Origin of the sequence: Nocardioides jensenii JCM 1364 = NBRC 14755 (assembly GCF_001552535.1) — a bacterium.
Taxonomy (GTDB): Bacteria; Actinomycetota; Actinomycetes; order Propionibacteriales; family Nocardioidaceae; genus Nocardioides; species Nocardioides jensenii.
Genome location: NZ_BCRJ01000082.1, coordinates 21,139 through 34,642, shown reverse-complemented (window position 1 = coordinate 34,642; position 13,504 = coordinate 21,139). Strand labels below are relative to the sequence as shown.

Genomic DNA, 13,504 nt, shown 5'->3' with positions numbered 1-13,504 from the left:
TTCGGATCGACCCGTCGTGAGTTCGGACCGTTTTCTGTACACACGTAATCGGAGGCCTTGCTTTTCCACAGGTCGAGCGTTGAGGCGGTGCCGATGTCCGCGACGGCGCCGATCTTGGTCAGATGGATCCCTTTGTCTCCAATGTCCCGCACGATCGACCGTTCACACGGCGCGAAGCTCGAGAACGCGGAGTCACCGACGATGAGCTGGCGGCCGGTGTGACTGCGGGGGTGCTGCACCACCCCCTTCGCGGCGTCTACTTCAGCGCTGTCCTCGACGAGGATCTTGCGCTCCGGGTTGCTTGCCTCAAGCTGGTCATCCCGCCCGATGCAGTTGTCACCGACAGGACCGCGGCCTGGCTGCACGGCGCTCCACGAGTCTTGGCGCCCGGTGATCACCTGACGGTTCCCAAGGCGTCGGTCTTTCGTCGGCCGGGCTATCGGCTCCGCAACGAGCTCACGTCCAGCGGTGAGCGAACCTTCCGTGAGGGAGACGTGACCACCATTGATGGGATCAAGGTGACAACGCCCTTGCGCACAGCACTTGACGTTGGGCGACTGCTTCATCGGGACCAGGCATTGGGTGTGATGGACGCTCTGCAGAAGAGTCACGGCGTCACCAACGATGAGCTCATCGTCGGCTGTCGGGACTTTGCCGGTGCCCGGGGAGTGGTGCAGCTCAGGGAGTTGGCTCCGCATGTCGACGGCCGCAGTGACTCACCGGCGGAGAGTGCCACACGTTCCAAGTGGTTGCAGATCCCCTCGGTGCCCCATCCCGATCTCCAGGTGGAAGTCGCTGCTCCCGCAGGTTCCTACTTCCTCGACCTCGGGATCCGATCGCTCCAGTACGGCGTCGACTACGACGGTGAGGAGTTCCACGGTGAAGCGGAGGAGGCCCATGACAGGGAGCGACGTGACTGGATCAGGAACCATGGCGGCTGGACAGTCGATGTCCTTCGCAAGGAGAACGTCTTCGGAGTTCGCGGAGACGTCGAGGCGATCATCATTGCAGGGGTGAACGACGCGCGCCGTCGACGGTGATCAGGTCGAACTCGCGAGGGCTCGATCCGAACTCACGACGGGTCGGCGAGCAGTTCGCGCACGCGCGGGATGACTTCGGTGCCGTAGAGCCGGATCGTCTCCATGAGCTGCTCGTGGGGCATGGTGCCGTTGCTGTACTTCAGGTCGAATCGACTCGCACCCAGCGTCTGCACGGTGGTCGCGATCCTGCGCGCCACGGTCTCGGGTGACCCGACGTACAGAGAGCCGCCATCGGCCTCGGCCTCGAACTGCTCACGCGTGGCCGGACCCCAGCCGCGCTCGGCTCCGATGCGGTCGCGGTTGGCCTTGAAGTGGGGGAACAACGACTCGCGAGCCTCGGCGTCGCTGGCTGCGATGAAGCCGGGGGAGTGCACGCCGACTGGCAGCTCCGGGGAGCCGAATTTCTGAAGAGCCTGGTGGTAGAGGTCAACGTACGGCGCGAACCTGGCGGGGTCACCGCCGATGATCGCGAGCATCATGGGGATTCGGTGCCGCGCGGCTCGTACGACGGACTCGGGTGAGCCGCCGACCCCGATCCACGTCGAGAGGGAGCCCTTCTCCGTCTTGGGATAGACGTGCGTGGGATCAAGCGGCGGGCGGACGGTTCCCTGCCAGGACACCGCATTCTCGGCTCGCAGGGCCGTGAAGAGGTCGAGCTTCTCCTCGAAGAGCACACCGTAGTCGGCAAGGTCGAGGCCGAACAGCGGGAACGACTCGGTGAAGGAACCACGGCCCAGGGTCACCTCGGCTCGGCCGTCGGAGAGGGCGTCCAGGGTGGCGAATCGTTCGTAGACCCGGATCGGGTCGTCGGAGGAGAGCACCGTGACCGCGGTGCCGAGGATGATCCGTTCCGTGCGTGAGGCAGCGGCCGCGAGAACGATGTCGGGAGCCGAGATCGCGAAGTCGTCACGGTGGTGCTCGCCGAGCCCGATCGCGTCGACGCCCACGTGGTCGGCCAGCTCGATCTGCGCCAGCACGTTGCGGAGGACGTGGGCGTGGGGGAGCGTGGCCCCGTCGGCGTCGATGGTCACGTCGCCGAAGGTGTCGAGGCCGAACTGCACGGTCTGGGTCACGGAGTACCTCTCTCAGAGTGATTGAAGTGTCAACCAGAACTGTGTGGCAGACATTCCCGGTCGAACTCACGACGGGTCGGCACGAACTCACGACGGGTCGAAATGACGGAAGGCCCGGAGTCTCCTCCGGGCCTTCCTCATGCTTCAGCTCGAGTCGGTGACCCAGGTCGAGCGGGTGACTCAGTGCTTGCCGCGCAGAGCTTCCTCGTCGACCGGGTGACGACCGTCGAACTGGTGGCCGTCGGCCGAGTGGTCGAGGCCGGCCTCGATCTCGTGAGCGTGCTCGTCGTCGGCGTGGTGGTGCGCCTCCTCGAGCTCCTCCGCGGTCGGCTTCTGGATGTTGTCGGCGAACAGGGTCGTCGACAGTTTGCCGCGGATGCCGTCGAGCTTGCCGTCCTTGGACGCCACACCGTTGGCGTCGACACCCGAACCGGGGACGAACACCTCGTCACGGTCACGCGCGGTGAGCGTGTAGGCGCTCTCCTCGCTGATCGGCAGGTGACGCTCGGTGTAGCCGCCCTCCGCGGACCGCATGATGATGCCGGTCTCGTAGCCGTGCAGCAACTTGTCGTTGTCGTGACGCTGGAGCGAGATGCACCAACGCTTGGTGAGGAAGAACACGAGAATCGGGATCACGAACACCGCACCACGCATGAAATAGGTGATGTGGTTGAGGTTCAGGTGGAACAGCACCGCGAGCACGTCGTTGCCGCCGGCGGCCCAGAGCAGGCCGTAGAGGGTGATCATCGCCGCCAGGAAGGCGGTGCGACCCGGTGCGTTGCGGGGACGCTGGAGCAGGTGGTGCTCCCGCTTGTCACCGGTGACCCACGCTTCGAGGAACGGCCACGACAGGACCATCAGGAGCAGCACGATCGGAATGACCTGACCGGGCAGGAAGATGTTCCACGAGAGGGTGTGACCGAACAGGTGGGTCTCCCAGCCGGGCATGATGCGCAGTGTGCCCTCGGCGATACCCATGTACCAGTCGGGCTGGGACCCTGCGGTCACCTTCGACGGGTCGTAGGGGCCGTACTTCCACACCGGGTTGATGGTCAGCAGACCACCCATGAGGGCGGACATGCCGAACACGATGAAGAAGAAGCCACCGGCCTTGGCCATGTAGACGGGGAGCATCGGGAACCCGACGACGTTCTCCTCGGTGCGTCCGGGGCCAGGCCACTGCGTGTGCTTGTGGTAGACGAGCAGCAGCATGTGCGCCGCGATCAGGGCCAGGATCAGGCCCGGGATCAGCAGGATGTGCGCCATGTAGAGGCGCGGGATGATGTCGTCGCCGGGGAACTCGCCGCCGAACATGAAGAACGACATGTAGGTGCCCACGACCGGAGTCGCCTTCACCAGACCGTCAGCGATGCGCATGCCGGTTCCGGAGAGCAGGTCGTCAGGGAGCGAGTAGCCCGCGAACCCTTCCACGATGCCCAGCAGGATCAGGATGCCACCGATGATCCAGTTCACCTCGCGCGGCTTGCGGAAAGCGCCGGTGAGGAAGACGCGCATCATGTGCACGAGCATGGCGGCGATGAACAGCATGGCCGCCCAGTGGTGCATCTGGCGCACCATCAGGCCACCGCGGACGTCGAAGGAGATGTCCAGGGTCGAGGCGAACGCCTCGGACATGTGCATGCCGTTGAGCTGGGAGTAGGAACCGAAGTACTGGACCTCGGCCATCGACGGCTTGAACCAGAAGGTCAGGAAGACGCCGGAGATGAGGAGTACGACGAAGCTCCACAGGGCGATCTCGCCCAGCATGAAGGACCAGTGGTCCGGGAAGACCTTGCGCAGGTTCTTCTTCGCAGCGGTGGCCAGGCCGAGCCGCTCATCGGCCCAACCGACGACCTTGGAGCCCCGACCGGGCTTCTTGGCCGAGGCCGCAGTCTTGCCGTTCGTGGAGGCCACGGAGCCGCCCACGTTCTCGGATGTGCTCATTTGGAGTCACGCTCCCAGTAGCTAGGTCCGACTGGTTCTCTGAAGTCGCTCTGTGCCACCAGGTAGCCGTCCTTGACCGTCAGCGGGAGCTGGGGGAGCGGGCGGGCAGCCGGGCCGAACACGACACGCCCGCCGTCGGCGAGGTCGAAGGTCGACTGGTGACACGGGCAGAGCAGGTGGTGGCTCTGCTGTTCGTTCAGGGAGATCGGGCAACCGACGTGTGTGCAGATCTTGGAGTAGGCGACGATGCCGTCGATCTGCCAGTTCTCCGGGCTGCGGTCGGAGAAGGTGAGGTCCTTGGGCTCCATGCGCAGCAGGATCACCGAAGCCTTCGACTTCTCGACCTGGAGGTCGACGCCCTCGAGGTACTCGACACCGCGCTCCTCGCCCTCGGCGATGAGCTCCTCCGAGTGGAGGGTGACCAGGCCCTCGGGCTGGGCGTTCATCAGATCGCCCACCTCGAGCTGGCTGGGCTTGACCGGGGTGCCGGTGACGTCGCGCACGATGCGCGTGCCCTCGGCCCACACGGTGCGCTCCAGCGTCTTGCCCGGCAGGGTGCCGAGGTCGCGCAGCCCGACGATCAGGGGCAGGCCGAGCATGCCCATCGCGCCGAGCATGGTGTTGCGGATCAGGGGGCGCCGGGCGATGCCCGACTCCTCGAGACCGGCCGACAGAGCGGCCAGCGTCGTGTCGCGATCCTCCTCGGAGGACGAGGCGGGGTGGCGCATCTCGAAGATCTCGACGTCACCCATGAGCTTGCGCGCCCAGTGGATGACTCCGATGCCGATGAACATCAGGGCCAGGCCCAGCGTCGCACCGAGGGCGACGTTGGAGGCGCCGAGCCCGATGAAGGTGTCGGTCTCGTCCTTGATGTCAAGGGTGAAGTAGGCAACGCAGAAGAGCACCGCGCAGATCATCGAGGCCACGAAGAACGCGGCGACCTGGCGCTCGGCGCGACGCTCCGCCTTCGGGTCGACGTCGGTCGGGCGCGGCAGGTGGGCCGGGAGACCCGGGTTGGCGATCGGCTCCTGGACGGAAGCCGGCAGATGGTTCGACGAAGTGTCGTTGTGGTCGGTCACGCCTGGTTCCCCTCAGTGTGCTCGCTCTTCTCGGAGCGCGTGGAGTGGGCAGCGATCCAGTAGGCGAAGCCCACCAGTCCGCCGATGCCGAGGAGCCACGCGAACATGCCCTCACTCACCGGGCCGAGTCCGCCGAGGCCGAAGCCGCCGTAGCCGGGGTTCTCCTCGATGGAGTTCAGGTAGGCGATGATCGCGGCCTTGTCCTCGGGCGCGATGTTGCCGTTGGAGAAGACGTCCATCTGCTGCGGGCCGGTCAGCATGGCCTCGTAGATGTGCTTGTCGCTGGTCTTGCGCAGGCTGGGCGCGTTCTTGCCCCACGGCATGGCGCCGCCCGAGCCCTCGAAGTTGTGGCAGGCCGAGCAGTTGGCAAGGAACAGCTGGCCGCCGCGCACGATGGCCGCGTTGCGGGCCTCGTCGTCGGTCATGCCGTTCTTGACGCCTTCGGCGATCTCCTTGTCGAGGGAGTACTCGTCCTTCGAGGGGATCGACGGGCCGGGGCCCAGCGAGGCGACGTACGCCGAGAGCGCCTCGACCTCGTCGTCGGTGTAGAGCTTGTCCTTGACCGCGGCCTGCTGGCCGGGCTGGGCCATCGGCATGCGGCCGGTGCCGACCTGGAAGTCGACGGCGGCGGCGCCGACACCCACGAGCGACGGGCCGAGCTGGCCGGTCTGGCTGGTCATGCCCTCGCCGTTGGCGCCGTGGCAGAAGGAGCAGCCCACGAGGAAGAGCTCACGGCCCTGCGCGATCTTGGCCTCGTCGGTGGTGCTCTCCTTCTCGGCGTTGGCCGGAGCGAAGGCGGCGTACAGGGCGCCGGTGAAGAACAGCCCGAGGAGCATCACCAGGAGCCCGGCGACGGGGCGCCGGCGGTGCCGTGAGAGCCGACCGGCCACACGGTTGAGGGGGCGATTGAGAAGACGCACGTTCAGTCCCTTGGTCCTAGATCGTTTCCGGGGCTACTTGATCAGATAGATGGTCGCGAACAGACCGATCCACACAACGTCGACGAAGTGCCAGTAGTAGGACACGACGATCGCGCTCACCGCCTGTTCGTGGGTGAACTTGCGCGCCAGATAGGTGCGTCCGAGCACGAACAGGAACGCGATGAGGCCGCCGGTCACGTGGATGCCGTGGAAGCCGGTCGTCAGGAAGAAGACCGTGCCGTAGGCGTTCGCCGGGATGGTGAGGCCCTCGTGGATGAGCTCGGCGTACTCGGTGGCCTGGCCGCCGATGAACACCGCGCCCATGATGAAGGTGAGGATGAACCACTCGCGCAGCCCCCAGCCCTTCACGTTGAACACGGAACCAGTCCGGCCCACCTGGCCGCGCTCGGCGGCGAAGACGCCGAGCTGGCAGGTCACCGAGGAGAGCACCAGGATCGTGGTGTTCGCCGAGGCAAACGGGATGTTGAGCAGCTCGGTCTCACTTGCCCACAGATCGGGGCTCTGGGCCCGGATCGTGAAATAGCAAGCAAACAGCGCGGCAAAGAACATCAGCTCGCTGGAGAGCCAGATGATCGTGCCTACGCTGACCATGCTGGGACGGTCATGATGCCCGTGCAGACGGGACGCCGGAATCGCAGTTGCAGTCGCCACGGGCCTCATTATGTCTGTAGTCGAACCAGAGGGCACCCCGACCCCCTGAACTTGGGCGTCATAAAGTTCACACTGTGGAGATTCTCGCTGCATTCACCCCTCTGGACACCGGTTCGGCCCTTCCCGAGTTCACCCTCGGCAAGGTCTTCACCGAGTGGTCGCTGGACCCGTTCCTCTTCGTCGCCGCCATCTGGGTGACGGGTCTGTACCTGATCGGGGTGGTCGTCCTGCATCGGCGAGGAGACCACTGGCCGATCGGTCGCACGCTGGCGTTCGTCGTGGCCGGCATGGGTGGGTTCCTCTTCGTCACCTCCTCGGGCGTGTCGACGTACGACACCACCCTGATCAGCGTGCACATGGTGCAGCACATGGTGCTCTCGATGTGGGTGCCGCTGTTCCTGGCGCTGGGTGCACCGGTGACGCTCGCCCTGCGCACCCTGCCCGGTACGTCGAGCAGGGGGCCGCGCCGCTGGCTGCTCGTCGCGCTGCACTCCCGGGTCGCGGCGGTGCTCTCGTTCGCCCCGCTCGCGTTCACGCTCTACGTGATCTCGCCGTGGGCGCTCTACTTCTCCAGCTGGTACGACGGGTCGCTGTCCTCGACGTTCGTGCACGAGATGATGCACATCCACCTGGTGACCGTCGGAGCGCTGTTCTTCTGGCCGCTGCTGGGCATCGATCCGGTGCCCGGCCGGGTGGGTTACCCGTTCCGGCTGATCCTGATCTTCCTCACGCTGCCGTTCCACGCGTTCCTCGGCATCACGATCATGGACCAGAAGACGGTGATCGGTGAGAGTCACTACCGGCAGCTGCGTGAGGGTCCGATGGGCGACTGGCTGCCTTCGATGGCCTCCGACCAGCACCTGGCCGGCGGCATCCTGTGGGCTTCCGGTGACCTGATCGGCCTGGTCTTCTTCGGGGTGCTGTTCACCCAGTGGGTGCGCTCCTCGATGGCCGAGGCCAAGCGGGAGGACCGCCGGCTCGACCGTGAGGAGGCGCGCGCGGCAGCCGGTTCGGTGTCTGAGGAGCGAGTCACGAGCGTCTCGAAACCACCTCGCGAGACCGCCGACCCCAACGCCGGATAGCATCGACACCGTGACCGACACCACTGCGCCCCCGCTCCAGATCCTGGTCTACAGCGACGACGTCAACACCCGGCAGCAGGTGATCCTCGCTCTCGGCCGTCGTCCGCACCCGGACCTGCCCGAGTTCCAGTACGTCGAGGTGGCCACCGAGCCGGTCGTGATCCAGCACATGGACGCCGGCGGCATCGCGTTGGCGATCCTCGACGGCGAGGCAGTCCCGGCCGGCGGCATGGGCATCGCCAAGCAGCTCAAGGACGAGATCTACCAGTGCCCTCCGGTGCTCGTGCTGACCGGTCGCCCACAGGACGCGTGGCTGGCCACCTGGTCGCGTGCCGAGGCGGCCGTGGCACACCCGATCGACCCGATCCAGCTGGCCGAGTCCGTCGTCAGCCTGCTGCGTTCCCGGGTCCCGGCGACGTGACCCCCCTGAACTGGGCCGACGTCCTCACCACGGTCGTCGGTGGCACTGACCTGTCCGCCGAGCAGACCCGGTGGGCGATGGGGGAGATCCTGTCGGGCTCGGCGACCCCGTCCCAGATCGCCGGCTTCGCGGTGGCGCTGCGCACCAAGGGCGAGACGGTCGACGAGGTCAATGGCCTGGTCGACGCGATGTTCGAGAAGGCCACGCCACTGTCCATCCCGGGGCGCAGCCTCGACATCGTCGGCACCGGTGGTGACCGCTCCTTCTCGGTGAACATCTCCTCGATGGCCGCGATCGTGTGCGCCGGGGCCGGTGCCCAGGTGGTCAAGCACGGCAACCGGTCCGCCTCGTCGAAGTCCGGCTCCGCCGACGTGCTCGAAGCGATGGGTGTCCGGCTCGACCTCGACCCGTCCGGCGTGGCCAAGGTGGCCGCGGAGGCCGGCATCACCTTCTGCTTCGCACCGATCTTTCACTCCGCCCTGCGCCACGCGGGCGTGCCGCGCAAGGAGTTGGGGATCGCGACGTTCTTCAACCTGCTCGGTCCGCTCTCGAACCCGGCCCAGCCGTCCGCGGCCGCGATCGGGTGCGCCTTCCCGGGCATGTCGGAGGTGATCGCGGGGGTCTTCGCCAAGCGCGGCGTCGACGCCCTGGTCTTCCGCGGTGACGACGGGCTCGACGAGTTGACCACCACGACGACGTCGTCGGTGTGGGCCGTGCGCGACGGGGCGACCGCCACCTCCACGCTCGACCCGCGAGACCTGGGTATCCCGTTGGCTCGTGCCGAGGACCTGCGCGGCGGGGACACCGCCCACAACGCGAACGTCATCCGACGGGTTCTCGACGGCGAGACCGGCCCGGTCCGCGACGCGGTCCTGCTGAACGCCGGTGCGGCCCTGGCCGTCTACGACAACGACACGTCCGACGTCGTCGCGGGTGTGGCGGCCGGCATCGAGAAGGCGCGCACCGCGATCGACTCCGGCGCGGCGAAGGCCGCGTTGGAACGCTGGGTCAGGGCCTGCGCCGACGCCTGAGGGTCACAGCTCCAGGGCGTACGACGCACCGTCGCGACGGAAGCCGAGCCGGTCGTAGTAGGGACCGATCATCGCCGGCGAGGTGATCACCCGGTCGATGCCGTGGTCGCGCAGCATGCCGCTGCTGCGCCACACGAAGCGGCCGGGGGAGAAGTCGCGGAACCGCGGGGTCACGTAGTCGAGCTTCACGTGCGCGGTGCCGCCGTGGACCGCGAGCACCACGATGCCGACGGTCTCCTGGCCCTTCTGGACGAGGAAGACGGTGTCGTCGTGAGCCGGCTCGGTGAAGTCGGGCTGGAACTTCACGATGTCGGCGTGGTTGCCGCGCAGCACGTGGGCTGTGTAGGCGTCGCCCGGGCGCACCTCGAGCACCTCGAAGACCGTCTCGTCGTCACGGGCGGAGACCAGTTTGGTGATGAACCAGAGGTTGATCGCGCAGAGCACCACGTTCATCGCGACCATCGGCCAGATCTCGAGAAGACCGTTGAAGAGAGTCAGTACGACGCACGCGACCAGGTTGAGCACCCGGAAGCGCAACACCCGGGCCTGCATGAGTGAGTAGACCAGCAGTGCGCTGCCGCCCCAGCCCAGGATGTCGAGCCAGTGGTCGGAGAGCCAATGCATTTGCGAAGACTACTTCCGGTCCGGGGCCTGAAGTAGCTCCAATTGAGAAGAAGACCTGGTGACCGTCCAGTCGAGAGTGTGCACGAGACCGTACGCGAGCCTCGAATCAGGATCGAGCAGTGCGACCCTGGCGCCTGTCGCTTCGACGTCATCCTCCCAACCCGGCCTCACCTCGTGCATTCGAACAGCTCGGTCCAGCTCCGAGGAGGTGAACGCATCGCCGTAGCCGTGGATGGTCAAAGCCAGATGGGGGTACTTCCACATAAGGAAGCCACCCCAGCCCGACTCGGAGATGATCTTCGTTCCGTCGGGAAGCATGTGAATCTCGGATGACAGCCAAGTGGGTCGGTCGGGTCCGACGGTGACGCTGTGATGTGCAGAGCCGGCAACAGCCACGAGACACACCATTGAGCCCACGAGGACGGCGGATTTCTCCCGGGAGTCCAGAGCGTGCGGCCAATTGATTGAACGACCGATCATTGAGGCGAGCAGCGGCGCGGTTATTGCCAGAGCCACAGGAATTGTTCGGGCGGAATACACCAACCAAACGGAAGAGAGCCCCAGGAGCAAGGTCTCCGACCAGGGTGTTGTCTGGCTACGCATGGCGATGAGGATCGCGATAGCGACAAGAACAGCAGCTGCGGCTGTGGTGGGCTCGGTGAACCGAGGGGCATCCCATTCCGTGAAGTAGTCACCTCGAGATGAGACGACGAATACTTCTGTGATCAATCGGGGACCCAAAGGGGTGACGGCAGGGAGGAGCGCCGAAAGTCCCGCAATCGAGGCGAACTGAGCGATGCGTTTGGAGTCGTGCTGGCGATCCAGCGCGATGCCGATGACCGCAACGACATTGACCACTACACCGACGATCCACATGCCGTGGAGTTGTGGCCAGACCCAGAAGAGCGGAATGAGCCACCAGCGTGCTCTGCCGTCGTCACGGGCCCGCAGCCACGCGCTCGTCGTGACCAAGATCAAGAGGTAGCTGATCACCTGCGGCCTCGCGGACAGCCAAGGAGCTGAGGCGACGAAGACCGCCGCCGAAATTGTTGCGCTGACCATCGGCGTCGCGAAGGCACGAACACACAGGTAGAGGCCCGCAACATACGACGTGAGAAGCAGGCCGAACAGCCACGAAACCCCCGCCATCCCAAACCAGCTCTCGAACTGCGCAAAGGCGACCTCGCTCAGCCACTGAGTCGGCACCCAGTCGCGCGTCGCGAACGGCGTTACGGAGCCAGGGTGGTGAAGTGACCAGTGACCTGAAAGAAATTCGTGCCCAAACCGCAGGTGAAAGAAGGTATCTGAGTTGGACACGGTGGTGGAAACCAGGACAACGACATAGAACAAGACCGCGAGAATCAGGACTGGTGACGCGGCTTTGACGAGCCTGAATGGACCTTGTTGCGACCCCTGATCGTCTGAGGCGTCAGTAGGACGGGTCATGGTCGAAGCCAACTCCGTAGCGCACGTGTGTCAGTCAAGACCGAGCGAGAACGCCGACTCGAGGTCGTGCTGGGAGTAGGCGCGGAAGGCGATGTGGGTCTCGGTCGCCTTCACACCGTCGACCTTGTTGAGCCGGTCGGCGACCACGTCGGCGATGTGATCGTGGTCCTTGACCCGGACCAGGGCGATCAGGTCGATCTGCCCGGTCACCGAGTAGACCTCGCTGACCCCTTCGAGGGCGGCGATCGACTCGGCGACCTCCGGGATGCGGTCGACGTCGGCCTTGATGAAAACGATGGCGGTGATCACGCGAGCAACGTTAGCGGGTGGACGGCGTCGCTGCGGCTCGCCCTGCGCGGCACGTCAGCGTGCGGGTTGGTGCATCGGCGCCAGATCGCGCCGATCGTCGAACGGGACCAGCGACACCCGTGACTGGTTGACCGCGTCGTGCAGCGCCAGGTGACGCCGGGCGCCGCCCAGCGGGCAGGTCCACTCACCGTCGACCTCGACCAGTCGGATGCCCTCGGACTCCAGCCAGGTCAACACCTTCTCCGACTCCTCGGCACTGGCCGCCGGCACCGGGCCCGGTGCGTCCGCGACGGCCTCCGCCGAGGCGCGCAGGTCGCCGACGAACTGATGCGCGTCCATGCCGCTGGGGATCACCCCGGCCGCCGCGAGGCGACCGTGGCGGACCACGTGCACCGACCAGCGGCCGGTGTCCTCACGACGGGCCGCCACGACCTCGCGGCACCGGGAGAGAGCCGACAGTCGCTGCGTGCGAGCCGCCGCACGCAGGAACGACGCGAGCCGGTCACGGTGGACGGTGGCTTCCTCGAAGCGTTCGTCGTCGGCGAGTTGGTTCATCCGCTGGTTGATGGTCTCGACGACCTCGTCGGGGTTGCGGACCAGCGTGGAGCGCAGCCGGTCGACGACGGCTGCGTATTCGGTCTCGTCGGTACTGCCGTCACACGGGGCCAGGCAGCGCCCCATCTCGGCGAGCACACAGGGGGACCGGGACGGGTTGACGCCGAACCGGTCGGTGCACTGCCGGATCGGGAAGGTCTCGTGGAGGGCGGCCAGGGAGCGTTCCGCGGTCTGGCGTGAGGAGAACGGGCCGAGGTAGTCGGCGTCGTCGTCGAGCACACGGCGCACCAGGGAGAGTCGCGGCCACGGCTCGCGGGTGAGCTTGACGAAGTGCATCTTCTCCGGGAACCGGGAACGACGGTTGTAGGGCGGCTTGTGCTCGGCGATCAGTCTCAGCTCGCGCACCTGCGCCTCGAGCACCGTGGCGCACTCGATGCCGGTGACCTTGGCGGCCAGCCGCACCATCTCGCCCATGCGTGAGCGGGTCTCGGAGGCGGTGAAGTAGGAACGCACCCGGGTTCTCAGATCGCGGGACGTGCCGACGTAGAGCACCTTGTCGCGCTCGTCGCGGAACAGGTAGACGCCGGGGGCGTGGGGGAGCGACTCGGCCAGGTAGCGCTTCTTGCGTTGGGTGGAGCTGACTCGGGCGGAGAAGGTCTGCAGCTCTTCCAGCGTGTAGACACCGAGGTTGCCGAGCCGCTCCATCAGACCGTGCAGCACGTCGACCGTCGCTCGGGCGTCGGAGAGCGCCCGGTGGTTCGGAGTGGTGGTCGCGTTGAACAGCACCGCGAGCGAGGAGAGCTTGCAGTTGGGTGCGTCGTCGCGGGTGATCACCCGGCGGGCCAGCTTGGCGGTGTCGAGCACCTCGAAGCGGGGCCATGGGCGCTGTTGCTGCTCGGCGAAGTGCTTGAGGAACCCGACGTCGAACGGCGCGTTGTGGGCGACCAGCACGCAGCCGGCGGCGAACTCGAGGAAAGCCGGCAGAGCCGAGTCGATCGACGGCGCATCGGCGACCATGGAGTTGGTGATGCCGGTCAGCACGGCGATGAAGGGCGGTATCTGGTCGTGGGGATTCACCAGGGTCTGGAACTCGGAGAGGATCTCGCCGCCGCGCACCTTGACCGCGCCGATCTCGGTGATCATCGAGCCGCCCGCCGCCGAGCCCCCCGTGGTCTCGAGGTCGACCACGCAGAAGGTGATGTCTCGCAGTGGTCGGCCCAGCTCGTCGAAACTGCGTTGCACCTCCCATCGCGAGGGCGGAGGCTGAACGGCATTGCTCATGTCACTGACGCTAGATGTGGGCACCGA

Annotated in this window: 14 protein-coding genes; 4 read left to right on the top strand and 10 right to left on the bottom strand. The window is 66.3% G+C overall.

Annotation, left to right across the window (positions count from 1 at the left end):
- Positions 1 to 566: hypothetical protein (locus tag NJ4_RS25730; RefSeq protein ID WP_157551210.1), on the bottom strand; the 566-nt coding region annotated here is incomplete at its 3' end.
- 21 nt (positions 567 to 587) lie between these two features.
- Here NJ4_RS25730 and NJ4_RS25725 point away from each other — a divergent pair.
- Positions 588 to 1,040 (top strand): hypothetical protein, encoded by a 453-nt coding sequence (locus NJ4_RS25725; protein WP_157551209.1) that lies wholly within the window; start codon positions 588 to 590, stop codon positions 1,038 to 1,040.
- Positions 1,041 to 1,072: 32 nt separating this feature from the next.
- Here NJ4_RS25725 and NJ4_RS17995 read toward each other — a convergent pair whose 3' ends face one another.
- From NJ4_RS17995 to ctaE, 5 genes are all read right to left on the bottom strand, one after another.
- Positions 1,073 to 2,113: an LLM class flavin-dependent oxidoreductase gene (locus NJ4_RS17995; RefSeq protein WP_067438186.1), complete on the bottom strand. Its 1,041-nt coding sequence runs from the start codon at positions 2,111 to 2,113 to the stop codon at positions 1,073 to 1,075.
- 180 nt (positions 2,114 to 2,293) lie between these two features.
- Complete coding sequence (gene qcrB, locus NJ4_RS17990; protein WP_067438183.1) at positions 2,294 to 4,057, bottom strand: cytochrome bc1 complex cytochrome b subunit; 1,764 nt, start codon at positions 4,055 to 4,057, stop codon at positions 2,294 to 2,296.
- The gene (gene qcrA, locus NJ4_RS17985) at positions 4,054 to 5,136 is read right to left on the bottom strand and encodes a cytochrome bc1 complex Rieske iron-sulfur subunit (RefSeq protein WP_067438179.1); all 1,083 of its coding nucleotides are present in this window, start codon (positions 5,134 to 5,136) and stop codon (positions 4,054 to 4,056) included. Before qcrA ends, qcrB begins: the two co-directional genes overlap by 4 nt.
- The gene (qcrC, locus tag NJ4_RS17980) at positions 5,133 to 6,056 is read right to left on the bottom strand and encodes a cytochrome bc1 complex diheme cytochrome c subunit (RefSeq protein WP_067438176.1); all 924 of its coding nucleotides are present in this window, start codon (positions 6,054 to 6,056) and stop codon (positions 5,133 to 5,135) included. Before qcrC ends, qcrA begins: the two co-directional genes overlap by 4 nt.
- A gap of 33 nt (positions 6,057 to 6,089) precedes the next feature.
- Positions 6,090 to 6,737, bottom strand: coding sequence for an aa3-type cytochrome oxidase subunit III (gene ctaE / locus NJ4_RS17975; protein ID WP_067438173.1), 648 nt, complete (start codon positions 6,735 to 6,737; stop codon positions 6,090 to 6,092).
- 65 nt (positions 6,738 to 6,802) lie between these two features.
- Between ctaE and NJ4_RS17970 the strand changes: the two genes are divergently transcribed.
- Genes NJ4_RS17970 through trpD form a run of 3 tightly spaced genes read left to right on the top strand, consistent with a single transcriptional unit; the run spans position 6,803 to position 9,262 of the window.
- A complete protein-coding gene (locus NJ4_RS17970) occupies positions 6,803 to 7,810 on the top strand; it encodes a cytochrome c oxidase assembly protein (RefSeq protein WP_082748842.1) in 1,008 nt (335 codons plus the stop codon).
- Positions 7,811 to 7,820: 10 nt separating this feature from the next.
- Positions 7,821 to 8,231, top strand: coding sequence for an Rv3143 family two-component system response regulator (locus NJ4_RS17965; protein ID WP_157551208.1), 411 nt, complete (start codon positions 7,821 to 7,823; stop codon positions 8,229 to 8,231).
- Positions 8,228 to 9,262, top strand: coding sequence for an anthranilate phosphoribosyltransferase (trpD, locus tag NJ4_RS17960; protein WP_067438170.1), 1,035 nt, complete (start codon positions 8,228 to 8,230; stop codon positions 9,260 to 9,262). Before NJ4_RS17965 ends, trpD begins: the two co-directional genes overlap by 4 nt.
- 3 nt (positions 9,263 to 9,265) lie before the next feature.
- On the opposite strand, the gene NJ4_RS17955 is transcribed toward trpD, so the two are convergent.
- The 4 genes from NJ4_RS17955 to NJ4_RS17940 are packed head-to-tail and all read right to left on the bottom strand — an operon-like array spanning position 9,266 to position 13,477.
- Entirely contained in the window at positions 9,266 to 9,886 is a 621-nt protein-coding gene (locus NJ4_RS17955) for a hypothetical protein (protein ID WP_067438167.1), read from the bottom strand.
- Positions 9,887 to 9,895: 9 nt separating this feature from the next.
- On the bottom strand, positions 9,896 to 11,332 hold the full coding sequence (locus tag NJ4_RS17950) for a hypothetical protein (RefSeq protein ID WP_157551207.1): 1,437 nt from the start codon (positions 11,330 to 11,332) through the stop codon (positions 9,896 to 9,898).
- Positions 11,333 to 11,362: 30 nt separating this feature from the next.
- On the bottom strand, positions 11,363 to 11,641 hold the full coding sequence (locus tag NJ4_RS17945) for an Lrp/AsnC family transcriptional regulator (RefSeq protein ID WP_067438158.1): 279 nt from the start codon (positions 11,639 to 11,641) through the stop codon (positions 11,363 to 11,365).
- Between the two features lie 54 nt (positions 11,642 to 11,695).
- Complete coding sequence (locus NJ4_RS17940; protein ID WP_067438155.1) at positions 11,696 to 13,477, bottom strand: DEDD exonuclease domain-containing protein; 1,782 nt, start codon at positions 13,475 to 13,477, stop codon at positions 11,696 to 11,698.
- Positions 13,478 to 13,504 lie beyond the last annotated feature (27 nt).

Bases quoted from the DNA above. Each gene is read 5' to 3' on its own strand.
- NJ4_RS25725 (WP_157551209.1), top strand. From the start codon at position 588: ATGGACGCTCTGCAGAAGAGTCACGGCGTCACCAACGATGAGCTCATC.
- qcrB (WP_067438183.1), bottom strand. From the start codon at position 4,057: ATGAGCACATCCGAGAACGTGGGCGGCTCCGTGGCCTCCACGAACGGC.
- ctaE (WP_067438173.1), bottom strand. From the start codon at position 6,737: ATGAGGCCCGTGGCGACTGCAACTGCGATTCCGGCGTCCCGTCTGCAC.
- NJ4_RS17955 (WP_067438167.1), bottom strand. From the start codon at position 9,886: ATGCATTGGCTCTCCGACCACTGGCTCGACATCCTGGGCTGGGGCGGC.
- NJ4_RS17950 (WP_157551207.1), bottom strand. From the start codon at position 11,332: ATGACCCGTCCTACTGACGCCTCAGACGATCAGGGGTCGCAACAAGGT.
- NJ4_RS17940 (WP_067438155.1), bottom strand. From the start codon at position 13,477: ATGAGCAATGCCGTTCAGCCTCCGCCCTCGCGATGGGAGGTGCAACGC.